We start from the raw sequence: 26,326 nt of genomic DNA, 5'->3' as shown, positions 1-26,326 counted from the left end.
GAACTAGACCGACGTATCCTCGAAGTAGTCGCATTCATCCGCGAAGGAGGCGCTCGTGACGGAATTCGTCGCGCCGTCGTGGATGCGCTCGCAGATCAGCGCCGAGCAGTACGACTCCTGGTCCGAGGAGCAATGCGTCGGCATCGAGATCGTGGACGGGATGGTCGTCGTGAGGCCGAGCGCATCGAAACGCCACAACCGCCTCGCTCGCCTGTTGGCGAACGCGCTTGATGCCGCAGCGGGCGAGGAGTGGACCGCCGACGAACCCCCGATCGTGTACACCTACGTGCTCGACCCGGCGGCCCAGTCCTACCGCGACGGGGACGTGTTCATCGGCACGGTGAACACCGCTGTCCCCTTCGCGGTATCCATCGATCTCCTTGGATGACTACGCCACCAGCTTGTAGACCGTCGCGCTCCCGACCTTCGTCGCGGTGAAGTTCTTCTCCACCCAGCTCTGGATCTCGGACTTCCCGGCGCCGGGGCGGAAGCCGCCGGTGGAGACGTAGTACGAGACCTTCCCGTCCTTCACCCACTGCTGGAACTGCGCGAGCGTGGGCGCGGGGTCGGAGCCGCTGAACCCGCCGATCGCGATCACCGGCCGGCCCGAGTTCAGTTGCAGCGAGCCCTGGCTCTGCGCGCCGTTCACCGCCGCTGCCCACGGCGTGGTGGTGCTCTTGAGCAGCGCGACCAGCTCGGCGCTCGCGGCCTGGCCGCCCGGCCCGCCGGCCCCGTCGCGCGCACCGTCGGGCAGCTCGACGCCCGCCGGCAGCTCCACCTTCGCCCCGCCGCCCGACGGTGCCCTCCCGTCGCGCCCACCACCCGGACCGCCGCCGAACACGTCGCCGGACTTCGCGGTCTTGACCGCGGTGGGCACGCCGCCACTGTGCGCGGTACCCGCCGTCGAGACGGAGAACGCCGCTGTCGCAACGCCGCCGGCGAGCAGTGCAAACACGAGCGCGACCGCCACCGCACGCCCGACCCTCCGCCGGGTCACGACCAACGCGACGATCGCCGCCGCCATCAGCACGCCCACGACGATCCCCAGCGCCGGCCAGGCGTACCCCGCCCGCCAGGCGCGGACGATGCCCCACCCGCCGGCGGCGAGCACCAACGCGATCAGCGCGAGCGTGCCCGGCACCGTCGACCTCCGGCTCCACGTGACGGCCGCACCGGCGCCCACGAGCACCGCGATCGCCGGGACCAGCGCCACGGTGTAGTACGGGTGCACGGTGCCGCTCATGTACGAGAACACCACGCCGGTCACCACGAGCCAGGTGCCGAAGACCGTCAGCCCCAGCGCGAGATCGCGGTCCAGGCGGCGGCGCGCCACCAGCACCAGGCCGATCACGAGGACCAGCAGAGCCGCGGGCAGCAGCCAGGAGATTTCGTTGCCGAATTCGTTGCTGAACAGGCGTGCGAGGCTCGGGGTGCCGCCGAAGGAGGTGCCCGTGGCGGCGTCGCCGCCCGGCCCACCGCCGCCGCCACCGAAGCCGGAATCGCCGCCGCTGTTCCCGACGATCCGCGCCAGGCCGTTGTAGCCGAGCACGAGGTCCATGAACGTGCCGTCCTTCGAGCCGCCGATGTACGGGCGCGAGGACGCGGGCCACAGCACCGTCAGCAGCACGTACCAGCCCGCCGAGACGACGACGGCCACGACACCCAGCGTCAGATCACGGCCCCGCCGCAGCCATGAGGTCTGCGCGAACAGCAGGTAGGCCAGGCCGAAGCCGGGCAGCACCAGCAGGCCCTGCAGCATCTTGGTCAGGAAGGCGAAGCCGAGCAGCGCGCCGCACGCCACGAGCCAGCGCCACGACGCGGCCTGGCACGCCCGCACGGTGCAGTAGGCGGCGGCGGTCATGAGCAGCACGAGCAGCGCGTCGGGGTTGTTGAACCGGAAGATGAGCACCGCGGCCGGGGTGAGGGCGGTCACGGCGCCGGCCAGGAGAGCTCCTCCGGTCGTGATGCGCGCGGGAAGCGAGCCGAGGAGCCGCCGCGTCGTCAGGTACACCAGCCCGACGGTCCCGACCCCCATCAGCGCCTGCGGCAGCAGGATCGACCAGGACGAGAGCCCGAAGACGCGGACGAACAGGCCGGTCACCCACAGTGCCGCGGGCGGCTTGTCGACGGTGATCACATTGCCCGGGTCGAGGGAGCCGAACAGCCACGCCTTCCAGCTCAGTCCGCCGGCCTGGGCCGCGGCGGCGTAGAAGTCGTTGCCGTAGCCGCTGATCGACAGGTTCCAGCAGTACAGCAGCGCCGTAGCGGCGAGTAGTGCGGTCACGGCCCAGCGCCGCGGAGTCATGTACTTCACGGACGCCACCCTCGCGGGCGGAACTGGGCGGACCGGCCTGTCGGGCTGGGAGGTCGCTGTGAGCGCCTAGCGGCGCGTCTCGCCCCCGGCGCCGTCGTCGCGGCCCGACGGTGCGCCGTCACCCTTGGCGAGCGAGACGTCGTGCTCGATGGCGCCGTGCTCGATGGCGCCGTGCTCGGTGCCGCCGGCCTCATCGCCCTCGCCGGGAGTCTCGTCGTCGAAGGACTCGGGGAGGTTCTTGACGTGCTTGTTCATCGAGCGGATCAGCAGGAACGTCACGGCCAGCAGGAAGACGATCACCGCGAGGCCCAGCGGGCCCGACTTGCCGAACTCCGGCCCCCTGGGCTTCTGCGGGTCCTGTGCGAGGATCGTGACGTCCGTGGCGAGCTGCAGTAGGGGCCCCATCACTTCTCGATCCCGCTGAACAGGTCCTTCTCGGGCATCCTGCTGCTCACCTTCGTCTTCGCCAATTCATACTCCTCGGTCGGCCATAGGCGCTGCTGCCATTCCATCGGCACCGCGAAGAAGGGGCCGTTGGGGTCGATCTGCGTGGCGTGGGCGCGCAACGCGTCGTCGCGCACGGGAAAGTACTCGCCGCACTCGACCTGCGTGGTCACGCGGGCCATCATGTCGTTCTTCTCGTCCTTCCACCGGGCGAGCCACTCGGTGTAGGGGTTCTCGTGGCCGTGTTTCTCGAACTCGTCGGCGAAGGCCTGGAACTTGCCGCGTAGGAAACCGTGGGAGTAGTAGACCTTCGAGATCTGCCAGGGCTCGCCGGCGTCGGGGAACTGTTCGGGGTCTGCGGCCGCCTCGTACGCCGCCATCGACACGGTGTGGGTCATGATGTGGTCCGGGTGCGGGTAGCCGCCGTTCTCGTCGTACGTGAGCATCACGTGCGGGCGGAACTCGCGGATCAGGCGCACCAGCGCCTCCGTGGGCACTTCCACCGGCTCCAGCGCGAAGCAGCCCTCGGGGAGCGGGGGCAGCGGGTCGCCCTCGGGGAGGCCCGAGTCGACGAAGCCGAGCCAGCGGTGCTCGACCCCCAGGATCGCGGCGGCCTTGGCCATCTCCTCGCGACGCACCTCCGGCAGGCGGTCCTTGACGCGGGCGACGTCCAGCGCGGGGTTGAGGATGTCGCCCCGTTCGCCACCCGTGAACGTCGCGACCAGCACGTCGTTCCCCTCGGCCGCGTACCGCGCCATGGTGGCGGCGCCCTTGCTCGACTCGTCGTCCGGGTGCGCGTGGACGGCGAGGAGGCGGTAACCGGTCATGTCCCCAGTCTTCCACGATCGACTGACGGCTCGCCGCGCCGGGTGTGCTTCGATGGAAGCATGTCGACCGCCCCCGTCCGCCCCTCCGATCGCTACCCCGACGAGCGTGATCCCGCGCGTACCCGCCGCTTCGGGATCATCGGGCTGGTCGTGGTCGTGATCCTCGGCATCGGGCTCGCGTGGGTGGGTTACCAGAAGTTCGCGCGGCAGCCGGTCACCGGCGAGACCGCGGGTTACCAGGTGCTGTCCGATTCCGCGGTGGACGTGCAGGTCACCGTCACCCGCACCGACCCCCAGCAGGCGGTCAGCTGCATCGTCTACGCCAAGAACAAGGCGGGCGACGAGATCGGGCGACGCGAGTTCTACGTCGCCCCGTCGGCGGACCCCGTCATCGTCGTGTCCGGCGAGGTGCGTACCACCGAACCGCCCGCCGTCGGGGACGTCTTCGGTTGCGGGACGAACGTGCCCGCGTATCTTGACCGTGCGTGAGCACTGACACCTCCCCCACCCCGAAGTCTGGGCGGCCGGCCCGCGTCCGCGCGCGGCCGGCGTTCGCCACCGTCTCGTCCCCCTACCTGCCCCCGATCGTCGGCCTGTTCGTCGGCGTCATGATCATCAGCAACATCACGGGCACCAAGGCCGTGCTGTTCGCCCCATCGCTGCAGTTCGAGTTCTTCGGCCTGCAGGTCAACGGCATCGCCACCGATGGCGCCTTCTACCTCTTCCCCCTCGCCTACGTCCTCGGCGACGTGATCTCCGAGGTCTACGGCTTCCGCGTCATGCGCCGCGTGATCCTCACCGGGTTCGCGATCCTCACGCTCGCGGCGCTCAGCTTCTGGGTCACCACGCTGCTCCCGCCCGCCCCCGGCTGGCCCAACAACGAGGCCTTCAACACCGTCGTGGGCGTGGTCCCACAGTTCCTCATCGCCGGCCTCGCGGGCTATCTCGTGGGCGAGTTCATGAACTCCTGGGTCCTGGTCCGGATGAAGGCCTGGACGGGCGAGAAGCACCTGTGGTCGCGCCTGCTGGGCTCCACCGTGGTCGGCCAGTTCTTCGACACCCTCGTCTTCTGCTCGATCGCCGCCCCCGCCCTCGGCTTCACCAGCGCGGGCCAGTTCCTCAACTACCTGATCCTCGGATTCGTGTGGAAGACGCTGGTCGAGATCGTCATCATGCCGCTGAGCTACGCGCTGTGCGGCTTCCTCAAGCGACGCGAGCCCACCTACCAGCAGGCACTCCTGGCCGCCTGATCCGGATGCCCCGTTCCGTTTCCCATGCTAGAATCGGCGGATGCACGGTTCCGCTTGGAGCCGTGTATTGCTGCATTTACGGGCCCCGGGCGCCGTTCCGGGGCCGGTCGGCTGCGGGATGGTGACATCCCGCAGTGGACCGTGCCGACTACGACGAAGGACGAAGAAATGACGGACACTCAGGTGACGTGGTTGACCCCCGAGTCCCACGAGCGCCTCAAGAACGAGTTGGACGCGTTGATCGCCAACCGCCCCGTCATCGCCGCCGAGATCAACGAGCGCCGCGAAGAGGGCGACCTCAAGGAGAACGGCGGTTACCACGCTGCACGCGAGGAGCAGGGCCAGCAGGAGGCGCGCATCCGCCAGCTGCAGGAACTCCTCAACAACGCCAAGGTCGGCGAGGCCCCCACCCAGTCGGGTGTGGCGCTCCCGGGCTCGGTCGTGAAGGTGTACTACGACGGTGACGAGAAGGACACCGAGACCTTCCTCATCGCGACCCGCGAGGACAGCGGCCAGGACGGCGGCCTCGAGGTCTACTCGCCGAGCTCGCCGCTGGGCGCGGCCCTCATCGACGCGAAGGTCGGCGAGACCCGCGAGTACACCATCCCGAGTGGCGCGACCGTCAAGGTCACGCTGATCAGCGCGGAGCCCTACCACTCCTAGGCTGTCCGCACCGTCGGCAACGGCCCGTCCCCGCGTGGGGACGGGCCGTTGTTGTCGACTGCAGCGGGATTAACCGGCGCGGCTGCCCAGCAACTGACTGACGGTGACGAAGGCGTAGCCCTGATCACCGAGTTGCGTCATCGTCCGGTCGAGCGCGGTCGCTGACGAGACGAAGGTGTCGTGCAGCATCACGATCTGCCCGGGCTTGACCTTCATCAGCACGTCGGTCAGGCCGTCGGGGTTCCCCTGGTAGTTGTAGTCCATCGAGTCCAGGTCCCAGAGGATCTGCGTCATGCCGAGCCGCTTGCCTGCGTCGACTACCGACGGCGACGTGTGCCCGCCCATCGGCCGGAACAGCGTGGGCGCGCTGCCCACGGAGGCGCGGATCGCGTCGCTGGTCTGCTGCAGCTGCGCGGTGGCGTCCGCCTGCGACAGGGTCGTCATGTCCTGCTGCGTCCAGGTCCCGTTGGCAACTTCGTTCCCGGTGCCGGCGATCGCCGTCATGATGTCCGGGTTGAGGCCCACCTGCGCGCCAGTCACGAAGAACGTGCCCTTGGCGCCGTGGCTGTCGAGGATCTGCAGGAACTGCCTGGTCGCGGGACCGGGGCCGCCGGAGAAGGTGAGCGCGACGCACTTGCTCTTCGCGCAGTCGACGCTGCCGTCGGCCCGGTAGACGGGCTTGATCACGGGCTTCGCCGCCGCCTGCGGGGCGGGAGCGGGAGCGGACGTTCCGCCGCCGCGGCCCGACGGTGCGCCCCCGTCCCGGTTCGCGGCGTCGCCGCCAGGTCCGGCCGTCGCGGGCGCGGCTGTCGTCGGCGCGGCCGTCGTGGGCGCCGGCGGGACCGCGGGCGCGGTGGGGCCGGCGACGGTGGGCTGCGGCCTCGCGGGCGCGCCCGGCGGCGGCACCACCACCGTCATCGTGGCCGGGGCCTGGGGCGACGGAGGCACGGTCGTCTGCCCGGGCGGCAGCACCCCGGGGTTGCCGCCCGCGCTCGGCTTCGCGGAGGCGCCCGACGGTGCCGACGGCAACGGGTCGAAGGTCAGACTCGACCCGAGGCGGCTCGGATCGCCGCCGGTCACGCCGCACCCGACCGCGACAGCAGCCGCGATCACGAGGACGCTCCCCGCGACGGCGTAGTTGCGGACCTTCCGGCTCTGATTCGGCCTCAAGAACTCACTCCAGCCACTTGTGTCACGTTCTACAACAAGCGCCACTTTAGTCCCACGAACCCTAAAGCGGAAGTCGAAGGTTCAGAAGGTGACCGAGTCGTTACTCCCGCGGGACGCGGGAGCACGGCGGGGAGCGGATTCCGCGACCAGCGCGGCGCGCAGCGCTACTGCGGCGTCAGCCGAGCGCGTTCTCCAGGTCGGCGATCAGGTCGCCGATGTCCTCGATGCCGACGGACAGGCGCACCAGGTCCTCGGGGACCTCGAGCTGTGAGCCGGCGGTGGAGGCGTGCGTCATCGCGGCGGGATGCTCGATGAGCGACTCGATGCCGCCCAGCGACTCGGCGAGCGTGAAGACCTCGGTCCGCGCGCAGAACCGCTGCGCGGCCTCACGGCCGCCGGCGAGGCGCACGGAGATCATGCCGCCGAAGCGCTTCATCTGCTTCGCCGCGACGGCGTGGTTCGGGTGGTTCTCCAAGCCCGGGTACAGCACCGTCGACACCTCAGGGCGGCCGGAGAGGAACTCGACGATCTTCTCCGCGTTGTCGCAGTGCCGGTCCATCCGGACGCCGAGGGTCTTGATGCCGCGCAGCGCGAGGTAGACGTCGAACGGGCCGGGCACGGCGCCCGCGCCGTTCTGCAGGAAGGCGAAGTCGGTGTCGAGCTGCTCGTCGTTGGTCACGAGCGCGCCGCCGACGGTGTCGCTGTGCCCGCCGAGGTACTTGGTCACCGAGTGCAGAACGACGTCAGCGCCCAGGGTGAGCGGCGTCTGCAGGTACGGGCTGGCGAAGGTGTTGTCCACCACCAGCTTCGCGCCGCCCGCGTGCGCCACCTCGGCCAGGGCCTCGATGTCACCGATGTTGAGCAGCGGGTTGGTCGGCGTCTCGATCCACACCAGCTTGGTGGTGGGACGGATCGCGGCACGTACCGCGTCGACGTCGGTGACGGGCGCGGGGGTGTGCTCGACACCCCACTGCGAGAAGACCTTGTCGATGAGCCGGAAGGTCCCGCCGTAGGCATCGTCGGGGATGATCAGGTGATCGCCCGGGCGCAGCGCGGCGCGCAGCAGGCAGTCGGTGGCGGCCATGCCGGAGGCGAAGCCGCGGCCGAACGTCCCCTCCTCGATGGCGGCGAGGTTCGCCTCGTACGCACGACGGGTCGGGTTGCCGGTGCGGGCGTACTCGAAGCCGCCGCGCATGCCGCCGACGCCGTCCTGAGCGAAGGTGGAGCTGGCGTAGATCGGGACGTTGACCGCGCCGGTCAGCGGGTCGGGCTCGTAGCCGGCGTGGATCGCGCGGGTCGAGAAGCCCTGCGCCGCATGCTTGTCGATCGCGCTCTTCTGCTCGCTCATCGTTCGACCCTTCTACTTGCCGTGGGAGAGGAAGTTCAGCACGTCGTGCCGGGTGATCACCCCGACGGGCTTGCCATCGTCGATCACCATGAGGGCATCGGACTCGCGCAGCGCGGTGTTGGCCGCCGAGACCGGCTGGCCCGCACCGATGAGCGGAAAGGCAGGGCCCATGTGCTTGCTCACCGGGTCGGCGAGGCTCGCGCGCCCCTCGAAGACCGCGGAGAGCAGCTCCCGCTCGGTGACGGCGCCCGCGACCTCGCCCGCCATGATCGGCGGTTCCGCGCCGACGACGGGCATCTGCGAGACGTTGTACTCGGCGAGGATCTCGATGGCGTCGCGGATGGTCTCCGACGGGTGCGTGTGCACCAGGTCGGGCAGCTCACCCTTCTTGCCGCGCAGGATGTCGCCGACGAGGGACTCCTGCTCGTTGGGGTCCAGCGGCGCGCGGAGGAAGCCGTAGCTCGACATCCACTTGTCGTTGAAGATCTTCGACAGGTAGCCGCGGCCACCGTCGGGCAGCAGCACGACGACGACGGCGTCGGGGTCGCGCTCGGCGACGCGCAGCGCGGCGACGACGGCCATGCCGCAGGAGCCGCCGACGAGCAGCCCCTCCTCGCGAGCGAGGCGACGGGTCATGTCGAAGGAGTCGGCGTCGGAGACGGCGATGATCTCGTCGGGGATGTCGGGGTCGTAGGCGCTCGGCCAGAAGTCCTCACCGACGCCCTCGACGAGGTACGGCCGGCCGGTGCCGCCCGAGTAGACGGAGCCCTCGGGATCCGCGCCGACGACCTTGACCTTCCCGCCCGAGACCTCCTTGAGGTAGCGACCGGTGCCGGTGATGGTGCCGCCGGTGCCGACGCCGGCCACGAAGTGGGTGATCTTGCCCTCGGTGTCGCGCCAGATCTCGGGACCGGTGGTCTCGTAGTGCGACGCGGGCCCGTTCGGGTTGGAGTACTGGTTCGGCTTCCAGGCGCCGGGGATCTCCCGCGTGAGGCGGTCGGAGACGTTGTAGTACGAGTCCGGGTGTTCCGGCGCGACGGCGGTCGGGCAGACGACGACCTCGGCGCCGTAGGCCTTGAGGACGTTGCGCTTATCCTCGCTGACCTTGTCCGGGCAGACGAAGACGCACTTGTAGCCGCGCTGCTGCGCGACGATCGCGAGGCCGACGCCCGTGTTGCCGGAGGTCGGCTCGACGATGGTGCCGCCGGGCCTCAACTCACCCGACTCCTCCGCGGCGTCGATCATCTTCACCGCGATCCGGTCCTTACTGGAACCGCCGGGGTTGAGGTACTCGATCTTGGCCGCGACCAGGCCCGAACCGGGCTTCACCACGGAGTTCAGTCGCACCAGTGGGGTGTCGCCGATCAACTCGCTGACGTGTCCTGCGATACGCATGCCTCCATGGTCCCATTCACGCTCCGTGGGGCGTGCGACCGGTGCCCGCCTCGGTGGGTAGATTGGCGGCATGGGGTACTCCCGGAGCCGACTGGCCCGTGACGCGCTGTACACCTCGGCCGCCGCCGCCAGCGGCGCCGGAGCCACCTGGGGCGCCTACGCGCTGCTGAACAAGCAGGCGCGCACCGCGCGCACCGTCATCCCCCACCGCACCGACAAGGCACCGTCGAAGGACGGCATCTACTCCCCCGGCACCACCGCCGTGACGCGGCCCGGGCCACACCGCACCGCCGACGTGAGCCTCATGGTCTTCGGGGACTCCACCGCGGCCGGACTCGGGGTCGACGATGCCGAGCACACCCCGGGCGTGCTCCTCGCGCGCGGCGTCGTGGCCGAGACGGGCCGGACCGTGCGGCTCGCCGTGAAGGCGATCGTGGGCGCGACGTCGAAGGGGCTGGCGGCGCAGATCGAGGCGGCGTTCATCGCGAAGCAGATTCCGGACGTCGCCGTGATCATCGTCGGCGCGAACGACGTCACGGCGCTCAACGCGATCGAACCCTCGGCGCGACGCCTCGGCGCGGCGGTCGCCCAATTGCGGGGCGCGGGCGCCGAGGTCGTGGTGGGCACCTGCCCGGACATCGGGGTGGTACAGGCCATCCCGCAGCCGCTACGGTCAGTGATCCGGCGGTACGGGCTGCAGTTGGCGGCGCGGCAGCGGGCGCACGTGCTCGCCGCGGGCGGGCACCCCGTGCCCTTCGCCGACACCCTGACGCCGGAGTTCCTCGACGCTCCCGAGCGCATGTTCTCGCCGGACAACTTCCACCCGTCGTCGGCGGGCTACGAGCTGGCGGCGCGGCTGCTGCTCCCCGAGGTGCTTGCTGCACTCGGCGAGTGGCACGGACCGCTCCCGTCGCCGCCGGAGGTCTCCGAGACGGCGGACGCACGCCGGCTGACCACCCGCCTGGCCCGCGCGCTGCGCCGGGACTGAACGGCACCGAGACGCCGAACGCCCCGCAGCCAGGGCGGCTGCGGGGCGTTCGGACGAGTGGAACCTAGTCGCTGCTGTAGAAGTAACTCAGCAGGCGCAGGATCTCGACATACAGCCAGACCAGCGTGACGGTCAGGCCCAGGGCCACGCCCCACGCCGCCTTCGACGGTGCGCCGGCGCGGATCAGCTGATCCGCCTGGTCGAAGTCCAGCAGGAAGCTGAACGCCGCGATCGCGATGCACACCAGCGAGAAGATGATCGCGATGGTGCCGCCGCCGCGCAGCGGGTTCGACTCATCACCGGTGACCAGGGTGAGCACCAGGTTGCCGAGCGCGAGGACGAGCACGCCGATCATCGCCGCGAAAAGCATGCGGGTGAACCGCGGCGTCACGCGGATGGCGCCGGTCTTGTAGACCACGAGCATGCCGATGAAGACACCGATGGAGGCGAGGATGGCCTGACCGATGAGCGCACCGGCGCTGACTCCGCTGACTGCGTAGTTGGCGAAGACGAACGAGATCGAGCCGACGAACAGGCCTTCCAGCGCCGCGTAGGAGAGCACGATGGCCGGGTTGTCCTGCTTGCGGCCGAAGCTGGCGATCATCACCAGCACGAAGCCGCCGATGCCGCCGATCAGCAGCAGCGGCATGGCGCCGACGATGCCGGCCGAGACGAGTGCGTAGGCCGCGACCGCGAAGGCGATCAGCACGGCGAGCGTGCTACCGGTCTTCGTCACCACGTCGTCGATGGTCATCGACCGCGAGTCCGTGCCCTGCTGGTAGGGGGCCTGCGGCGGCTGCTGGTACTGCTGGAACTGCATGCCCTGGGCGGCGCCGGCGGCACCCATCCCCAGGTTCATGCCCTGCGGGTATCCCTGCTGCTGACCGTAGCCCTGCTGCGGGTAGCCCTGCTGATAGCCGGCGGGCGCCTGCTGGCGGGTCTCCTTGGTCAGCCCGCGGAAGATCGGGTTGCTGCTTTCGCGCACCGTGGGGTCCTTTCCCTGGTCGTGCACCTGTACATGGTGTTCAACGTTCAGTCCGCGGCCAAAGTTCCCGGTTTCGACCGCAGTCTTTACGAACAGCTTAACCGTGCGGCGCCGGATGCGCAGGGGCCTACGCCGCGGGCCGATCGAGGAGGTCGTGCAGGACGCGGCGGAGGTCGTCGCGCGGCACGGCCGATTCCACCGCGGCGATCGAATCGGAATCCTCGCTGAGCAGCACCCCGAGCAGCATGTGGGCGCTCTCGATGCTGCGATCCTTGCGTTGTGCGGCCTCCCGCACCGCGAGTTCCAGGGTCCGCTTCGACGCGGGATCGAAGGGGATGTGGCCGGCGCGGAACCTCTTGCGAATGGGCCGCAGGATGTCGAAGCCGAAGCGCTTCTCGATCGCCTCCGCGACGGCGCCGACGTCGATGCCGATCCCCCGCAGGGCCTCGGTATCGCTGTCCGTGATGACGCGGCCGGCGGCGCGCGCGCGTACCACCTCGGGCGTCAGGCCCACGCCGGCCAGCTCGCGCTGCAGCGGACCGTCGACGGTGCCGAGCACTCCGAGGAGCAGATGGGTGGGCGTGATCTTGTCGGCGCCGCTCTCGCGCGCCTCCTCCTGGGCGAGCACGACCGCGACGCGGGCGCTCTTGGTGAACCGTTCGAACACAGCAGTCCTGTTCCCGGCTTATTTGCCGTATTTCTTGTGCACCGCCTGGCGGGTGACCGCGAGGTGTTCCGCGATGTCCTGCCAGGACCAGCCGCGGTTCCGGGCGTTGGACACCTGGACCGCCTCGAGTTGGTCGGCCAGCTTCCGCAGTGCGACGACGGCGCGGAGCCCCTCCGCAGGGTCCTCCGATGCCGCCGATCCGACGAGGGTGGGTGGTGAGCTCACGCCGTCAATCTACGTTGACAGCACCTGTCTGTCAACGTGTGTTGACGGCGCCGGCGGCGGGCCGCACGCTACGCTTCCCCCTGCGCCCCCATAGCCCAATTGGCAGAGGCAGCGGACTTAAAATCCGCATAGTCAGGGTTCGAATCCCTGTGGGGGCACCACATCACCGCACGTAGGCCCGGTTGAGCCCACTCCATCCGGCGCTCTCAGCTTGCCACCCCGGCACCACCCCAGCGGGGCTAGGCAGTTGACCACGTCCCGTGTTTTGCCTCTACAGGACCGCCCCCGCGAACTATCCTCAGTCATCAATTGGCCACCGCGGCGGAAGACAGCAATCTACAGTGAAGATAATTACACTCTTTAACAACAAGGTGGAGTGTCAAAGACCACCACTTGCTTCAACCTCGGTTGGATGCTCGCTTCCCGCGGAAGCCGAGCGGTCATGGTGGACGCCGATCCACAATGCAACCTCACGGGATTGGTTCTTGAACTTAGCGCCGAGGACGCCCTCGAAGAATTCTACGCGGACAATCCGGGCTCGAATCTAAAGGATGCGCTGGACCCCGCATTCAGATCCAGGCCAGTACCACTTAAGCCAATCGAGTGCGTTCCAGTCGAAGGACAGGAAGGGCTATTCCTGGCCCCCGGGCATGTTGCGTTAGCAGAGGACGAGACTTCACTTGGCGTGGCGCAGCAACTTTCGGAATCTCTGCAGAGATTGCGGAACCTACCCGGAAGCTTCTCGCATCTATTCCAGATTACAGCTGAGAAGTACCACGCCGATTACGTCATAGTTGACCTCAGCCCCGGACTAGGCGCAATTAACCAGAACCTCGTGGCAACGTCAGATTATTGCTTAGTGCCGTGCAGTCCGGACGTTTTTTCGGTCATGGCTATCGATTCGCTCTCGCGAATACTTCCAAAGTGGATTGAATGGGCCAGAAGAGCGCATAAATTGGAGGTACTTGCAGAAGCGGACTACCCCTTTCCGGAGCCAAAACTAAAGTTTCTCGGAGTCGTGGTGCAGAGATTCAGAATCCGAAGCGGCCTGCCGACTATGGCGTTTCAAAGTACTTCGACAAGCTCGATTCAACGATCGCCAACTCACTCATTCCTCAGTTGAGCAAGGCGGACTTCCTACTACCTCCGGAGGAGTACGCGAAACTCGACCTGGACGCAGCGTATGTGCTCGCAAACGTGTCTCCCGCGAACCAACGCCGCCGAGGACGACTCGATCGCAATCATCGCCTCGGCGGGGTTCGACTATATGGGTCAGATTTCGTTGCTAGCCGATTAGCCACCCAAGAAGGGGGTATCGAAGGGGCGTCAGCATGACGAGCACTCCCAAGATCACAAGAAGTATCGCGATTGTAATGACGTAAGCGGAGGCAGTCACGACAACTGGTTCCAGTACGTTCCACAAGGATCTGAGCCAGGCCATCAGCGCGACCATCGCGGCGTGCACGCCACGATCGACGGATGCCACCCCCGCCGCGGCTCCGCCTCGCTCGCTTGCCAGCCTCCAACGTTCCGTTCGCTCGGCCTCTCGGGCTTCGGCCCGCGCGGCAGCCTCCGCTCGAGCAATCTCCCGCTCACGCTCTTTGGCACGCCGCTTGCGTCCCTTCTCGACGCGCCCAGCGAAGAACGAGGCGGCTCCAAACGCGAGCTCCCCCTTCGACGGTGGAGGAGCGGGCTTGGAAGCGACCTTCCGGCGTGACGCGCCCTTCCTTTTCCCGCCGACTCGGACGGACTTCGATGCAGACACAGGGCCAACGCTTGCGCCGACCCCGATCCGCGCACCGCCCTTTCCTACGCTGCCGCGCAGCGGGCCGATCCCGCCACCGATCCTTAGCCCCATGATGCGCCCCCATCTGGACGGTTCATAGCCAGCCTTTAGGAGCTGGTCACTGATATCCAAGGGTAAACCATTTGGCCCCGCCCGGATGGCTCTGGTCCAGATGGACCTGCCGCGATGTAGTCGACGGCGCTATGAGCCCCGCCGACGAACCGAAGCAAGCAAGCAAGCACTGAACGAAACCATGGCCTGGTTCGGCGCGCGGTTCAGGGCACGGCGGTCAGAACTCGGTCTCAGTCGGGAAGCAGCAGCCGTGTCAAACTGCCACCCTGGGCCAGACAAAGTTGACATAGCCAGGTGGGTTGGATTCTCAACCGATCCGCCAGCAAACTTGTATCGGTGGTGCATGATGAGGCGCATGACCATGATGAATTTTCCGTTTGTCGGACTCCTTGTCGTCATCGCGATCGTATGCGCGATCACTCAGGGATTATCGCCTCGAGGAAGAATCGGGACGCCGCCGCGTTTGCACTTCTCGGCTTCATTCTCGGCGTTGTCGGCGTAGTGATCGCTTTGGTCGTCAGCGACGGCATTCCGAAGGCGCCACCTGGATGGCAGTCCGTTCGATGCGTCCGCTGCAATACCATCCAGAACATTCCGGCCGGCGATCCGTTTAAGTGCTATCAGTGTGGGCTGGAGTGACCACCTGACGCATTTCTCCTTTCGTCGGAGAAGACCGCTGACCTACTCCTCGCCCAGCCGTTTCACCTCGCGCATCAGGGCCTCACGCTCGACCTCGGAGCTGATCACGCCCCCGTCGCGGAGGATGGACCAGGACACGCGGTGGGAGGCGAAGCAGACCTCGACGTGGGCAGGAAAGGTGACGTCGTCGACACGCCGAGACCCTTACCAGGGGCTGCCCGCACAAGTTTGAAGAACCACTACCGCGATCAGTGCGCGCGACTCGCTGCGCCGTTCTGCAGTTGTCGCTACACTCGCGGGCAACAGAGATTCGATAGTCCGGTCGCGGACATCAATGCCTCACCAAGCTCACTCATTTGTTAGAATAGGCAATAGGAGAAGGTATGGTCCACCCACAGGTCAGGGCAATTCTGGATCAGATGTCGGCGAGCGGGTTCACAGACTTCGCCGACAACACCCTCGAGGAGAACCGGGCGCTAACGGAGCAAACCCCGCCCGAACTGCGCGGTGAAATCTTCCCGATGGCAGAAGTCTTGGACGACACCGTTTCCGGCCCTGCGGGAGACATTCCGATCCGAGTGTACAAGAATTCCGCGGAGCCGAACCAGCCGGTGCTCGTGTACTTCCACGGCGGAGGCTGGGTCGTCTGCGGTATCGAATCCCACGACGCTGCGACCCGCCGACTCGCTCATATCGCGGACGCCACAGTGGTCTCAGTCGAGTACCGCTTGGCTCCTGAGCACCCGTACCCCGCCGCCCTGGACGATACCTGGGCCGCGCTGACCGAAATCGCGGCGCGCGCCTCGGAATGGGGCGGCGATCCGGACCGCATCGCTATTGCCGGGGACAGTGCTGGTGGCCACTTGGCCGCAATCGCCGCCCAAAGAGCGGCAAAGGAAGGTGGCCCCATTCTTCGTCACCAACTATTGGTGTACCCGTTTTTGGACTTCGACGGCGACTACCCCTCATTGCATGAGAATGCGTCGGGTTATCTCCTCTCGAAGCGCGGAATCGATTGGTTCACGGAGCGGTTTCTGCGCCCTGAGGACTCCCGGAAGGACCCTCGGGTCTCCCCCTTGCTCGCCGCGAATGTCTCGGGCGTCGCTCCCGCAACGATCGTCGTCGCCGAATACGACCCGATGCGCGACCACGGGCGTGCCTACGCGGACAAGCTGCGGGCTGCGGGTGTCGATGTCGACCTGCAGGAGAACCCCGGCATGATCCACGGATTCTGGGGGTACCCCGGCGCAGTCGATCAAGCCGTTGCGTCCTTCGATGCAGCGGGCGCCCGCGTGCGGGAAGCACTGACGAAGTAGGAATCGCGCGGCGAACGCCGTGATCAGGCTTGGTGCGTCACGTCGTAGATGACCTTGAGCACCCCGTTGGGGTAGGCCTGCGATTCCCGCAGGCGCAGCGCAGTGGCGGCGCGGTCCTCCCGGCCGAAGATGCTCTTGCCGGCGCCGAGCAGATACGGGAAGACGAGGAGGTTGTACCGGTCGATGAGGCCGGCGTCGGCGAGGTTGCGCGCGAGCTCGCAGCTGCCGTGGATGAAGATCGGGCCGCCGTCGCTCTCCTTGAGCGCAGCGACGTCGTCCGCTGACCGCAGGATGGTGGTGCCGCCCCACCCGTCCACGAGCCGGTCCTCGCCGATCGTGGCGGAGGCGACGTACTTCGGCAGGTCACGGTAGGCGGCGTGGTCCTCGGACTGCGGCCACACCGCGCCGAAGGCCTCGTAGCTGCGCCGCCCGAAGAGCAGCGCGGTCGTCTCCCCCAGTTCCTCCCCCTTCAGGGTGAAGGCCTCCGGGAGGAAGTCGTGCCGTGCCACCCAGCCACCACTGCGATGCCCCTCGACGGTGCCGCCGGGCGAGTCCGCCACCCCGTCGAGCGAAACGAATCCCGTGTACACCAGTTCGCGCGTCATGCCCCTCACAGTAGTGTCCGGTAATCTTCGTCACCGCGACTTGACCCCCGAACATCGGCGAGTAACCTGACTGGCGTCGCGAAAGACATCCGGACGAGGCGCACCGTACCCGGCGAGCGAAAAGACGGTGCGAACCTGAGGAGGTTCGCATAATGGCATGGATCGTTCTGATCGTTTCCGGCATTCTCGAGGCCATCTGGGCCACCGCTCTCGGCAAGTCCGAGGGCTTCACCAAACTCAACCCGTCGATCGTCTTCGGCGTCGCGCTCGTCGCCAGCATGGCCGGGCTCGCGTACGCGATGCGCGACCTTCCCACCGGCACGGCGTACGCGGTCTGGGTCGGCATCGGCGCCACCCTCACGGTGGTCTACGCGATGGTCACGGGCGAGGAGTCGGCGTCACTGATCAAGATCGTCTGCATCATGGCCATCGTCGGCGGCGTCGTCGGGCTCAAGCTGGCCCACTGACCGTCGCGCGGGCATGCTCGCGCATCCGGGCGGTGCCGCCGTACGTCGCCGTGCGCAGCACCCATTCGACGGGGCCGTACCGGAACCGTCGGGTGTACCACCGCGCGGCCACCAGTTGGAGTGCGAAGGTGACCAGGGCGAAGGCGAGCACCGCACCGTCGGACCACATCCCGGCCTGCGCGAAACCGTAGCCCGTGAAGGCGATCGCCGCGATCAGCGACTGCGACAGGTACACCGTGGCGCTGATCCGGCCCGCCGGCGCGAAGACCTCGGACACCGCCGGTCGCGCATGGATGACCCGCAGGAAGGTGGCGGCGTACGCGGCGGCGAGTAACGGCCCGGAGATGTAGCCGAGAGCCTCGGTGTGCGGGATGTGCAGCACCACCGGGATCACCGAGAGCGGCAGGCCCAACCCGAAACCGATCGCCTGCACCCGCGGCAGGTGCGGGAGGTAGCGGGCCGGGTCCTCGAGGAGACGCGCCTTCCCCGCCGCGAGGCCGACGAGGAACAGTGGCAGTACGTTGAGCAGCCCGAAGACCACCGTGGGGCCGAGGCGTCCGACCCAGTCGTCCCATCGGTACGCGGCCGCCTCGCCCCACCCCGCCCGGACCGCGTCGAGGGCGGCGGCATTGTCGGCCGCCACCTGCGCGGCGTCGAGCGGATGGCCGATCCGCGCGACGGTGAGAGCGACGAACAACAGTAGGCACACCGTGTACAGCACACCGGCGAGCCGCAGCGCCGACCTCGCGCCGAGCCCACGGAGCGCGAGCAGGGCGAACCCGATCACGCCGTAGCCGAACAGCACGTCGCCCGTGAACAGGAACACGGTGTGCAGCAGGCCGATCGCGACGAGCGCCAGGAGTCGCCGCACGGTGCGGGCGGTCGCGTTCGCGCCGTCGCGCTCCGCGGAGCGGAACTGCAAGGTCAACGAGTACCCGAACAGGAAGGAGAACAGCACGTAGAAGCGGTTGTGCAGGAACATCTCCTCGAAGGCCCGCACCGGTCCCTCCGCGAAACCCGCGGGGTTCGCCATGATCGCGATGTTCACCGCGAAGATTCCGCCGAGCGCGAAGCCGCGGAGTGCGTCGAGCGCCGCGATGCGCGGTACCGACGGGGTGGTCGTCGTCATGCGGCAAAGCTACGACCGCTCCGCGGCGCACGCCTCCGTGAAAGCCCGGATATCCTCCCCTATTCCAGGGGCTGCGGTCCGGTCAGGCGGCGCGCTCGGCCAGCCGGCCGGCCGGGTCCAGCACGGTGTCGACCGCGCCGTGCCGCGCCTCGGCGCGATCGAGGGCCGTGGCCCACTGCTCGGGGTCGGCGAGGTCGGCGACGAGCGCGTACACATCGCCGGAGAGCACGGACACCACATCGCGGAAGGTCGTGCCCACCGCCGTCACGCGGTTGCCCGCCGCGGAGAGGTCAGCGACCAGCCGCGCCGTCGCCTCGGTCCCGTCCAGCACCACGATCACGCATTCGGTTGCCTTCGTCATCTTCAGACTTCCTTTCGCCGTCTGAGGAAGACGTTAGGCGGCCGAACCGCTTCGTGCGCTGCCGGAAGGCTGTGAGTTCGTCAACAGTGCGTTAATTCGCGGGTTCGGCGAGTCCCATGGCGACGCCGTCGAGGATGTCGCGCTCGGAGACGATGAGCTCGGTCACGCCGACCGCGGCCAGCCGCTCGGCGAGCCGCATCGCCACCAGTGCCCCGCCGCCGATCACGTCGGCGCGTCCGGGGTGCATCGGACCCAGCGCCAGGCGTTCCGCGGCGGTCATGCCCACCAGCCTGCGACACAGCCCGATGAGGTCGTCGAGCGGCACCCGCGAGCCGTGGATCAGCGCGGGGTCGTACTCCGCGAGGCCGCGTGCCAGCGCCGCGAGCGTGGTGAACGTCCCGGCGACACCGATCCAGGTGCGGACGCCGTCCAGCGGTGCGACGGCGGTGGCCGCGTCGAGCGCGGCATCGATATGGGACAGCGCGTCCGCCACCTCGAGAGCGGTCGGCGGGTCGGTGGCCAGGGCACGTTCCGTGATCCTGACGCAGCCGATGTCCGCCGAGTAGGCGTGCGCGACGGCACCGCCGGAGCCTACGACGAGCTCCGTCGAGCCGCCCCCGAGGTCGACGACGAGGGCCGGATCGGCGACGGCGAGGCCCGCGGTGGCCCCTCGGTAGGACAGCTCCGCCTCCTCCGTGCCGGCGATCACCTCGGCGCGGGCGCCGGGCGTGATCCGCCCCAGCGCAGCGGCGGTGAGGTCGAGGAAGGCGTCGCGGTTCGCGACGTCACGGGCGGCGGAGGTGGCCACCATGCGTACCCGCGTCGCACCCAGTTCGAGTGCGGTGGAGACGTACTCGTCGAGCGCAGCGCCGACCCGATCGAGGGCGGCAGCGGCGAACTCCCTCGTGGCGTCCACGCCCTCACCGAGCCGGACGATCCGCATCTCGCGGTGCAGCTCCACCAGTCCCGCCGCGGTGGCGCGGGCGACGTACAGCCGGATGCTGTTGGTACCGCAGTCGATCGCCGCGACGACGAGGGGACTCACGCACCACCCCAGGGGAACCGCGGCTCCGGCCAGTCGGCGGGGATCGCGCTGCCACGCAGGCCCGCCGCGGCGGCGAGCGCGACGGCCTCGTCGCCCAGCAGGACCACCCCGGGGCCCTCGGCGAGGGCGTAGGCGATGAGCACATGCAGGCACTTCACGCGGTCCGGCATGCCGCCGCCGGTGAAGTCGGTGCCCAGGTCCTCCAGGGCGTCGCGGGATTCCAGATAATGACGGTGCGCCGCGCGGTAGTTCTCGGCGATCGTCTCGTCGGAGGCGAGCAACGCCTCCATCTCGCGCATCACGCCCGCACTCTCCTGGCGGCTCGCCTCGGCGGTGAGCCGCGGATCCGTCAGGTAGTAGAGCGTCGGAAAGGGCGTGCCGTCGGGCAGCCGCGGCGCGGTCTTGACCACAGCGGGCTCGCCGTCGGGCGTGCGATAGGCGATGGCGAGCACGCCGCGGGGCACACGGCCCAACTGCGCGGCGACCCGGTCCAGATCCTCCTGGGCGACCGCGTCACTCATCAGTGCGGCACCGCGATCGTCCGCCACACATTGGTGTACCAGGGGTTCTGCTTGGCCTGCTCGGCCTCCACCTGCTCCGGCGTCGGTTTCGGGGCGCCCGGCACCTGCACGCGGTAGGGCGTCTCACCGGGCATCACGTACTGCAGCCGGATCCGGGCCTGCGCCTTGATGTACTCCGGATCGTCCTGCAGCCGCTTCTGCTCCTCGAGTCGCGCGATGTCGGAGAGCAACTGGGCGTGCTCCGCCGCCACCTTCTCCTCGCGCGCCTGCTCCGACATGTACGTCCGCACCGGTACGGCGAGCGTGAGGGCGAGGACGCCCAGCACCAGGAGCAGCACGACGGTCCGCCCCGCGCTCCGTCCGTCCGCACGGGCTTCGGCGCCCGAGGGGCTGCGCACGAGGCGGGACCTGCTGCTCACTTCGGCTGTGCTCCTTCGTCTCTCGATGTTGCTACTCGGCTAGCTGGTGAATTCGAAGCGGGGGAAGGCGGTGTCGCCGGCGTAGCGCGCGGCGTCTCCGAGCTCCTCCTCGATGCGCAGCAGCTGGTTGTACTTGGCGACGCGCTCGCTGCGGGCCGGGGCACCGGTCTTGATCTGGCCGCTGCCTACCGCCACCGCGAGATCGGCGATGGTGGTGTCCTCGGTCTCGCCCGAGCGATGGCTCATCATCGACTTGTAGCCGTTGTTGTGGGCCAGGGCCACCGCGTCCAGCGTCTCGGTGAGCGTGCCGATCTGGTTGACCTTCACCAGCAGCGCGTTCGCGGCGCCACGGGCAATGCCGTCCTCGAGCCGCTCCGGGTTGGTGACGAACAGGTCGTCGCCCACGAGCTGCACCTTGTCGCCGATCGCGTCGGTGAGCTCGACCCAGCCCTCCCAGTCGTCCTCCGAGAGCGGGTCCTCGATCGAGACCAACGGGAACTCGCCGACGAGGCCGCGGTAGAACTCACCCATCTCGGCCGAGCTGAGCACCTTGCCCTCGAACGCGTAGCCCTCCGGCGTGTAGAACTCGGTCGCGGCCACGTCCAGCGCGAGCGCGACATCGGTGCCCAGCTGCAGCCCGGTCTGCGCGATCGCCTCGGAGATCAGGTCCAGCGCCTCGCGAGTACCGGCGACCGACGGTGCGAAACCGCCCTCGTCACCCAGCCCCGTGTTCAGGCCCTTGGCCTTGAGGACCGACTTCAGCGCGTGGTAGACCTCGGCGCCCCAGCGCAGCGACTCCTTGAAGGTCTCGGCACCGATCGGCGCGACCATGAACTCCTGCACGTCGACGCCGCTGTCCGCGTGCGCGCCGCCGTTCAGGATGTTCATCATCGGCACCGGAAGGATGTGCGCGTTCGGGCCGCCCAGGTAGCGGAACAGCGGCAGCGCGGCCGACTCGGCGGCGGCCTTCGCCGCGGCGAGCGAGACGCCGAGCAGTGCGTTCGCGCCGAGACGGCTCTTGTCCGGCGTGCCGTCCAGGTCCAACAGCGTCTGGTCGATGATCCGCTGCTCGTCGGCGGGGATACCGATGACCTCCGGCGCGATGACCTCGAGTACGCCCTCGACGGCCTTGGTCACGCCCTTGCCCAGGTAGCGGTCGCCACCGTCACGGAGCTCCACGGCCTCGTGCTCGCCGGTCGACGCACCCGAGGGCACCGCCGCGCGAGCGAAGCTGCCGTCGGCCAGGACGACCTCGACCTCGACCGTGGGGTTACCCCGCGAATCGAGGATCTCACGGGCGCCTACCTGGATGATTTCGGACACGATCTCTCCTTCTGCACTGGCCGAGCTCGGGGCTGCAACTCAGCCGCCAGCCTAGTGCCCGGCACCCGCGACGCGAAGCCCGGCGCGCACGAAGTCCCGATCACACCGATCGGATCCACTCATACCGCGGCCCAGCGGCGCTAGCCTGCGGTCATGTCCACCGCACGGAATCCCCGGCAGCCCGATCGAGGGGAGTCGGGGCGACGGATCGCCCAGGTCCGCCCGAACCGCGGCGGACGGCTGCGCTCCCGGCCCAGTACAGTCCGGCGCTCACCACGAAGGTCGGGACCGTGGCACCCACCGGGCTGACCCACAGGTAGGTGATCGCCGAGGAGAAGCCGACGCCGGCGATCCACACGGCGACGGCGACCGGGTTCCAGCCGCCGCGGTACCAGTAGTCGCGTGAGCCGGCCTCGGCGAGCGACGCGGCGTAGCGCCCGCGCCGTAGGACGTAATAGTCCACGACGATGATCGCGAAGACCGGGATGAAGACGATGCCGATGGCCGTGAGGAACGAGGTGAATTTGTCGAGGAGCGCCAGCCACGCCGATCCGGCGATCGAGACGACGCCGAGCCCCAGCGCGGCGGGCAGGAATCGGATGCGACCGGGTTCGGCATTGACGAGCGAGGTGACCATCCCGTAGACGGCCATCGTGTTGGTGGCCATCACCGAGAAGACGACCACCCCGGCCAGAGGGACGCCGAACTCGGCCACGATCGCCGTCGGATCGAAGGACGGGGCGTCCTTGCCGTTCGCGAGCAGCCAAGCGATCGCAGTGGCACCCAGGGCCATCGCGGCAACCGTCGAAGCCACGTAGCCGAGCCCCGAGCCGATGACGCCGCCCCGCTCGCTGCGCGCGAACCGGTTGATGTCGGCCGAGAGCACCGTCCACGAGATGGCCGTGGCGACCACGATGTCGAAGATGCCGAGGCCGCTGAGGCCCTCGGGGTCGCGGGGAAGGGCGTTCAGGCGGGCGAAGCCGTCGCCGAACATATCGATGAACAAGTACCCCATGATCGCCAGGATCACGACGGCGAGAATCGGTTCCACCTTCGCGATACCTGCATGGCCGAAGATGGCCAGCGACACCACGATCACCTCGCACAGCACCGAGAACAGGACCGGATTCGAGTATCCGGTCTGCTGCTCGATCACGTAGTTCACGGTGACGCCGGCGAGCATCGCCTGCACCCAGCTCCAGCCCATGAGCACGGCGATGTTGGCGGCCACCGGGATCCGGCTGCCACGCACCCCGAAGGAGGCACGCGTCAGTGCCATCGTCGGCAGACCGGTGCGGGTGCCCACGTTCCCGACCGCGACCAGGACCAGGGCGCCGACGACAGTGCCCGCGAGGATCAGCCAAAAGGCGCCGCTCAGCGAGACTGAGGGCACGAACAGCGTGCCGGTGAGCATCGTGGTGACGACCAGGTTCGCCGCGAGCCAGATCGCGAAGATGCGCCGCCCGCCGAGCTCTCCCCGCACGGGGCTCCCGTCGTCGGCGGAGGCGTGCAGGTACGCGTCGAGCCGGCGGTAGTAGCGCAGCATCACGAGGCCGAGAGGTGTTCGTGGACGGCCACAAGGGTGCCGTCGGGAGCGGTGGCGAAGACGATCGACTCCCGCTCGCGCGTCTCGGTGCGGGACCCGTCGCGGACCTGGGTGACGGTGTGCACGTCGTGGCTGAACACCGCCGTGCCGCCCACGGCCGTCACGATCCGCGCGGTGCTCTCGCACGAGATCACGCGCCAGCCGGAGTCGATCCAACCGGCCCACAGGCGCTCGTACTCCGCACGGTCGGCCAACGTGCGCGGTTCGGTGTGGAAGACGAAGGTCGCGCGCGGGTCGAAGCCAGCGAAATAGCCGTCGGTGTCCGTGGCGGTGAAGGCCTCGATGATGCGATCGGCCGCCGCGAGCACCTCGCCCTCGGGGATCGTGCGCTGCATTTCATCTCCTGACCTGCGGTTCTCCCGCTCCCGGGTCGGCCCACCTTAAGCCCGATCACGGGACGCCGCAAGCAGGTGTTCACTCCATGGTTTCCGATTTCGATCGTTCTGCGCGATCAGACCACCGTCAGGCCGTGCGCCGGCCCTATCTCGCGCCGATCAGCGCACTATTGGTGCAGCCGATCGTTCGAATATTCGGCGGAACAACACCCGCAAACGGCTTCGTAACCCGACCGGCGTCCCTATCGTGGGGACCATGACCGGCGCAGCCCCGCTCGTCCTCGTCTACAGCTCCAACGCGCGTCACCGCGCGGAGATCATCGCCGCCCTGGGCACGCGCCCCGCGCCGGGCAGACCCCCGATCGCCGTCCTCGAAGCCGCGACCGCGCCGGCCGTGATCGCCCGCCTGGACGAGGGCGGGGTCGCGCTCGTCGTGCTCGACGGTGAAGCCGCGCCCGCGGGCGGATTGGGGCTGGCCCGGCAGGTGCGCGACGAGATCGCACCGTGCCCGCCCCTCCTGGTCATCACGGCCCGCAGCGCCGACAGCTGGTTGGCACGCTGGTCCCAGGCCGACGCCTGGGTGAGCCACCCGCTCGACCCGTTCGAACTGGCGGGCGCCGCGGGGCGCCTGCTGGCCACCGCGACTCTCTGACATCCGACACGCTCGCCCGAAAAGGCCCACCCCGGTCTCGCGTTCGACCTATAGTTGTGACGTAGCTCACAACGTCACTCAGGGGAACCTAACCGGTTCTGCTGAATGGGATTTCGCCTACACCGCGGAAGGAGCGTCGCCGTGGACCTGTACGTGCCCATCCTGGTACTCGGGGCGATCGCGGCCGCCTTCGCAGTGTTCTCCGTGGGTGTCGCCCGATTCGTGGGGCCGCGGCGGATCAACCGCGCGAAACTCGAGGCCTACGAGTGCGGCATCGATCCGTCGCCGACGCCCGCCTCGGGCGGCGGACGGTTCCCGGTGAAGTTCTACCTCACGGCCATGTTGTTCATCATCTTCGACATCGAGATCGTCTTCCTCTACCCGTGGGCGGTGCACTTCGACGTGCTGGGAACCTACGGCCTGCTCGTGATGGCGCTGTTCCTGGTGAACGTGACGGTCGCCTACGTCTACGAGTGGCGGCGAGGGGGACTTCAGTGGGACTAGAAGACAAGGTTCCGGGCGGTTTCCTCCTGTCGACGCTCGAAGTGGTGGCGGGGTACGCGCGGAAGGGATCCCTGTGGCCGGCCACCTTCGGGCTGGCGTGCTGCGCCATCGAGATGATGGCCACCACCGGGCCGCGCTTCGACATCGCCCGATTCGGCATGGAGGCCTTCCGTGCCTCGCCCCGGCAGGCGGACCTGATGATCGTCGCCGGTCGGGTCAGCCAGAAGATGGCACCGGTGCTGCGCCAGGTGTACGACCAGATGGCGGAGCCGAAATGGGTCCTCGCCATGGGGGTCTGCGCCAGCTCGGGCGGCATGTTCAACAACTACGCCGTGGTGCAGGGCGTGGACCACGTGGTGCCCGTGGACATCTACCTCCCCGGATGTCCGCCCCGCCCGGAGATGCTGCTCAACGCCCTGCTGGCCCTGCACGAGAAGGTCGCCGAGACGCCGATGGGCGTGCACCGCGAGGCGGCGCGGCGCGCGGCGGAGGAGGCCGCTCTCGCCTCGCGGCCCACCATCGAGTTCACAGGACTGCTGCGATGACCGGCACCCCCGAGCCGCCCGAGCCCGGCGGCGCCGTCGAACCCGCCACACCACCGCCGGACGTGGTGCGCACCCGGACGGGCATGTTCAGCGGCGGCACGGGAGACACCTCCGGTTACGGGCGGATCAGGCGCCCCGTCGCCATGCCCGGGCCGGGCGAGGAGCCGCTGCCGGCGGGGTACGACCGGGTCGTCGCGGTGCTGAGGGAGGCCCTGGACCGGTCCGACGGTGCGCCCTTCACCGACGCCGTGCGCGCGGTTCTCGTGTACCGCGGCGAGGTCACGCTGCGGGTGCCGCGCGAGCACGTGGTGGCGGTGGCGCGGCTGCTGCGCGACGAGCCGGCGCTGCGGTTCGAGATGTGTTTGGGCACCTCCGGCGTGCACTTCCCGGAGAACGCCGGGGCGGAGCTGCGGGCGGTCACGCACCTGCGGTCGATCACGCACGGCCGCCGCCTACGCCTCGAAACCTCCTGTCCCGAAGCTGATCCGCACCTCCCCTCGCTCTTCGGCGTGTACCCGACGACGGATTGGCACGAGCGGGAGACCTACGACTTCTTCGGCATCGTCTTCGACGGGCATCCCTCTCTCACCCGGATCGAGATGCCGGACGACTGGGAGGGCCACCCGCAGCGCAAGGACTACCCGCTCGGCGGCATCGGCGTCGAATTCCACGGCGCCGCGGTCTCCGCACCGGATACCCGGAGGTCGTACTCGTGACCACCGGCT

31 protein-coding genes, 1 tRNA gene and 1 riboswitch are annotated in these 26,326 nt (G+C 68.7%); of the genes, 14 read left to right on the top strand and 18 right to left on the bottom strand.

Annotated elements, in window-relative coordinates; all coding sequences use genetic code 11:
• The first annotated feature begins 55 nt into the window (after window positions 1-55).
• On the top strand, window positions 56-388 hold the full coding sequence (locus FK529_RS13570) for a hypothetical protein (protein ID WP_205124388.1): 333 nt from the start codon (window positions 56-58) through the stop codon (window positions 386-388).
• On the opposite strand, the gene FK529_RS13565 is transcribed toward FK529_RS13570, so the two are convergent.
• The 3 genes from FK529_RS13565 to mca all read right to left on the bottom strand — a co-directional run bounded on the left by FK529_RS13565 (window position 389) and on the right by mca (window position 3,585).
• Window positions 389-2,305, bottom strand: coding sequence for an ArnT family glycosyltransferase (locus FK529_RS13565; protein WP_231703080.1), 1,917 nt, complete (start codon window positions 2,303-2,305; stop codon window positions 389-391). It lies immediately after the preceding gene.
• Between the two features lie 75 nt (window positions 2,306-2,380).
• Window positions 2,381-2,719, bottom strand: a complete 339-nt coding sequence (locus FK529_RS13560) for a hypothetical protein (protein WP_231703079.1) — start codon at window positions 2,717-2,719, stop codon at window positions 2,381-2,383.
• Window positions 2,719-3,585, bottom strand: coding sequence for a mycothiol conjugate amidase Mca (mca, locus tag FK529_RS13555; RefSeq protein WP_146561970.1), 867 nt, complete (start codon window positions 3,583-3,585; stop codon window positions 2,719-2,721). The genes FK529_RS13560 and mca overlap by 1 nt, the downstream gene beginning before the upstream one ends.
• Window positions 3,586-3,645: 60 nt before the next feature.
• Here mca and FK529_RS13550 point away from each other — a divergent pair, with 60 nt between their 5' ends.
• The 3 genes from FK529_RS13550 to greA all read left to right on the top strand — a co-directional run bounded on the left by FK529_RS13550 (window position 3,646) and on the right by greA (window position 5,498).
• On the top strand, window positions 3,646-4,074 hold the full coding sequence (locus tag FK529_RS13550) for a DUF4307 domain-containing protein (protein WP_146561968.1): 429 nt from the start codon (window positions 3,646-3,648) through the stop codon (window positions 4,072-4,074).
• Complete coding sequence (locus FK529_RS13545) at window positions 4,071-4,835, top strand: queuosine precursor transporter (protein WP_231703070.1); 765 nt, start codon at window positions 4,071-4,073, stop codon at window positions 4,833-4,835. The genes FK529_RS13550 and FK529_RS13545 overlap by 4 nt, the downstream gene beginning before the upstream one ends.
• Window positions 4,836-5,003: 168 nt before the next feature.
• Window positions 5,004-5,498, top strand: a complete 495-nt coding sequence (gene greA / locus FK529_RS13540; protein ID WP_146561965.1) for a transcription elongation factor GreA — start codon at window positions 5,004-5,006, stop codon at window positions 5,496-5,498.
• A gap of 69 nt (window positions 5,499-5,567) precedes the next feature.
• Here the strand turns inward: greA and FK529_RS13535 are convergent, their stop codons facing one another.
• The 3 genes from FK529_RS13535 to FK529_RS13525 form a co-directional block, all read right to left on the bottom strand.
• The gene (locus FK529_RS13535) at window positions 5,568-6,668 is read right to left on the bottom strand and encodes a polysaccharide deacetylase family protein (RefSeq protein ID WP_146561963.1); all 1,101 of its coding nucleotides are present in this window, start codon (window positions 6,666-6,668) and stop codon (window positions 5,568-5,570) included.
• Window positions 6,669-6,843: 175 nt separating this feature from the next.
• Window positions 6,844-8,016, bottom strand: a complete 1,173-nt coding sequence (locus FK529_RS13530; protein WP_146561961.1) for a cystathionine gamma-synthase — start codon at window positions 8,014-8,016, stop codon at window positions 6,844-6,846.
• 12 nt (window positions 8,017-8,028) lie between these two features.
• Window positions 8,029-9,411, bottom strand: coding sequence for a cystathionine beta-synthase (locus tag FK529_RS13525; RefSeq protein WP_146561959.1), 1,383 nt, complete (start codon window positions 9,409-9,411; stop codon window positions 8,029-8,031).
• 70 nt (window positions 9,412-9,481) lie between these two features.
• On the opposite strand from FK529_RS13525, the gene FK529_RS13520 reads away from it, so the two are divergent.
• Complete coding sequence (locus FK529_RS13520; RefSeq protein ID WP_146561957.1) at window positions 9,482-10,399, top strand: SGNH/GDSL hydrolase family protein; 918 nt, start codon at window positions 9,482-9,484, stop codon at window positions 10,397-10,399.
• A 64-nt stretch (window positions 10,400-10,463) separates the two neighbouring features.
• Here FK529_RS13520 and FK529_RS13515 read toward each other — a convergent pair whose 3' ends face one another.
• The 3 genes from FK529_RS13515 to FK529_RS13505 all read right to left on the bottom strand — a co-directional run bounded on the left by FK529_RS13515 (window position 10,464) and on the right by FK529_RS13505 (window position 12,276).
• Complete coding sequence (locus FK529_RS13515) at window positions 10,464-11,384, bottom strand: Bax inhibitor-1/YccA family protein (protein ID WP_146562080.1); 921 nt, start codon at window positions 11,382-11,384, stop codon at window positions 10,464-10,466.
• Window positions 11,385-11,511: 127 nt separating this feature from the next.
• Entirely contained in the window at window positions 11,512-12,051 is a 540-nt protein-coding gene (locus FK529_RS13510) for a Clp protease N-terminal domain-containing protein (RefSeq protein ID WP_146561955.1), read from the bottom strand.
• 18 nt (window positions 12,052-12,069) lie between these two features.
• Entirely contained in the window at window positions 12,070-12,276 is a 207-nt protein-coding gene (locus FK529_RS13505; protein ID WP_146561954.1) for an RNA polymerase subunit sigma-70, read from the bottom strand.
• A gap of 84 nt (window positions 12,277-12,360) precedes the next feature.
• Here FK529_RS13505 and FK529_RS13500 point away from each other — a divergent pair.
• From FK529_RS13500 to lipP1, 4 genes are all read left to right on the top strand, one after another.
• Window positions 12,361-12,437 (top strand) — tRNA-Leu (locus tag FK529_RS13500).
• A gap of 215 nt (window positions 12,438-12,652) precedes the next feature.
• Window positions 12,653-13,399 carry a ParA family protein gene (locus FK529_RS13495; protein WP_146561952.1) on the top strand — a complete coding sequence of 249 codons (747 nt, stop codon included), beginning with the start codon at window positions 12,653-12,655 and terminating at the stop codon, window positions 13,397-13,399.
• Window positions 13,400-14,428: 1,029 nt separating this feature from the next.
• The gene (locus FK529_RS13490) at window positions 14,429-14,773 is read left to right on the top strand and encodes a hypothetical protein (protein ID WP_146561950.1); all 345 of its coding nucleotides are present in this window, start codon (window positions 14,429-14,431) and stop codon (window positions 14,771-14,773) included.
• 383 nt (window positions 14,774-15,156) lie between these two features.
• Window positions 15,157-16,089 (top strand): LipP1 family hormone-sensitive lipase, encoded by a 933-nt coding sequence (gene lipP1 / locus FK529_RS13485; protein ID WP_146561948.1) that lies wholly within the window; start codon window positions 15,157-15,159, stop codon window positions 16,087-16,089.
• A 23-nt stretch (window positions 16,090-16,112) separates the two neighbouring features.
• On the opposite strand, the gene FK529_RS13480 is transcribed toward lipP1, so the two are convergent.
• Window positions 16,113-16,694, bottom strand: coding sequence for a dihydrofolate reductase family protein (locus FK529_RS13480; RefSeq protein ID WP_146561946.1), 582 nt, complete (start codon window positions 16,692-16,694; stop codon window positions 16,113-16,115).
• Window positions 16,695-16,764: 70 nt separating this feature from the next.
• Window positions 16,765-16,828, top strand: a riboswitch (guanidine-III (ykkC-III) riboswitch).
• Between the two features lie 18 nt (window positions 16,829-16,846).
• Here FK529_RS13480 and FK529_RS13475 point away from each other — a divergent pair.
• Window positions 16,847-17,161 carry a DMT family transporter gene (locus tag FK529_RS13475; protein WP_146561944.1) on the top strand — a complete coding sequence of 105 codons (315 nt, stop codon included), beginning with the start codon at window positions 16,847-16,849 and terminating at the stop codon, window positions 17,159-17,161.
• Here FK529_RS13475 and FK529_RS13470 read toward each other — a convergent pair.
• The 8 genes from FK529_RS13470 to FK529_RS13435 form a co-directional block, all read right to left on the bottom strand.
• Complete coding sequence (locus FK529_RS13470; RefSeq protein ID WP_146561942.1) at window positions 17,145-18,290, bottom strand: DUF418 domain-containing protein; 1,146 nt, start codon at window positions 18,288-18,290, stop codon at window positions 17,145-17,147. The genes FK529_RS13475 and FK529_RS13470 overlap by 17 nt on opposite strands.
• 82 nt (window positions 18,291-18,372) lie before the next feature.
• Window positions 18,373-18,651 carry an SDR family oxidoreductase gene (locus FK529_RS13465; protein ID WP_146561941.1) on the bottom strand — a complete coding sequence of 93 codons (279 nt, stop codon included), beginning with the start codon at window positions 18,649-18,651 and terminating at the stop codon, window positions 18,373-18,375.
• 91 nt (window positions 18,652-18,742) lie between these two features.
• The gene (locus FK529_RS13460) at window positions 18,743-19,696 is read right to left on the bottom strand and encodes a Ppx/GppA phosphatase family protein (RefSeq protein ID WP_146561938.1); all 954 of its coding nucleotides are present in this window, start codon (window positions 19,694-19,696) and stop codon (window positions 18,743-18,745) included.
• On the bottom strand, window positions 19,693-20,217 hold the full coding sequence (locus FK529_RS13455; protein ID WP_146561936.1) for a DUF501 domain-containing protein: 525 nt from the start codon (window positions 20,215-20,217) through the stop codon (window positions 19,693-19,695). Before FK529_RS13455 ends, FK529_RS13460 begins: the two co-directional genes overlap by 4 nt.
• Window positions 20,217-20,636 (bottom strand): FtsB family cell division protein, encoded by a 420-nt coding sequence (locus FK529_RS13450; RefSeq protein WP_146561934.1) that lies wholly within the window; start codon window positions 20,634-20,636, stop codon window positions 20,217-20,219. Before FK529_RS13450 ends, FK529_RS13455 begins: the two co-directional genes overlap by 1 nt.
• 39 nt (window positions 20,637-20,675) lie before the next feature.
• Entirely contained in the window at window positions 20,676-21,959 is a 1,284-nt protein-coding gene (gene eno, locus FK529_RS13445; RefSeq protein ID WP_146561932.1) for a phosphopyruvate hydratase, read from the bottom strand.
• A 151-nt stretch (window positions 21,960-22,110) separates the two neighbouring features.
• On the bottom strand, window positions 22,111-23,505 hold the full coding sequence (locus tag FK529_RS13440) for a purine-cytosine permease family protein (protein ID WP_231703077.1): 1,395 nt from the start codon (window positions 23,503-23,505) through the stop codon (window positions 22,111-22,113).
• On the bottom strand, window positions 23,505-23,900 hold the full coding sequence (locus FK529_RS13435; RefSeq protein ID WP_146561930.1) for a YybH family protein: 396 nt from the start codon (window positions 23,898-23,900) through the stop codon (window positions 23,505-23,507). The genes FK529_RS13440 and FK529_RS13435 overlap by 1 nt, the downstream gene beginning before the upstream one ends.
• A 256-nt stretch (window positions 23,901-24,156) precedes the next feature.
• Here FK529_RS13435 and FK529_RS13430 point away from each other — a divergent pair, with 256 nt between their 5' ends.
• The 4 genes from FK529_RS13430 (at window position 24,157) to FK529_RS13415 (ending at window position 26,317) form a co-directional block, all read left to right on the top strand.
• Entirely contained in the window at window positions 24,157-24,552 is a 396-nt protein-coding gene (locus FK529_RS13430) for a response regulator (RefSeq protein WP_146561928.1), read from the top strand.
• Between the two features lie 141 nt (window positions 24,553-24,693).
• A complete protein-coding gene (locus FK529_RS13425) occupies window positions 24,694-25,056 on the top strand; it encodes an NADH-quinone oxidoreductase subunit A (RefSeq protein WP_146561926.1) in 363 nt (120 codons plus the stop codon).
• Window positions 25,047-25,601, top strand: a complete 555-nt coding sequence (locus tag FK529_RS13420; RefSeq protein WP_146561924.1) for a NuoB/complex I 20 kDa subunit family protein — start codon at window positions 25,047-25,049, stop codon at window positions 25,599-25,601. Before FK529_RS13425 ends, FK529_RS13420 begins: the two co-directional genes overlap by 10 nt.
• Window positions 25,598-26,317: an NADH-quinone oxidoreductase subunit C gene (locus tag FK529_RS13415; protein WP_146561921.1), complete on the top strand. Its 720-nt coding sequence runs from the start codon at window positions 25,598-25,600 to the stop codon at window positions 26,315-26,317. The genes FK529_RS13420 and FK529_RS13415 overlap by 4 nt, the downstream gene beginning before the upstream one ends.
• The last annotated feature ends 9 nt before the right edge of the window (window positions 26,318-26,326 follow it).

Source organism: Tsukamurella asaccharolytica, assembly GCF_007858435.1.
In the GTDB taxonomy this organism is placed as follows: Bacteria; Actinomycetota; Actinomycetes; order Mycobacteriales; family Mycobacteriaceae; genus Tsukamurella; species Tsukamurella asaccharolytica.
This window is presented reverse-complemented; position numbering and strand designations above follow the sequence as displayed.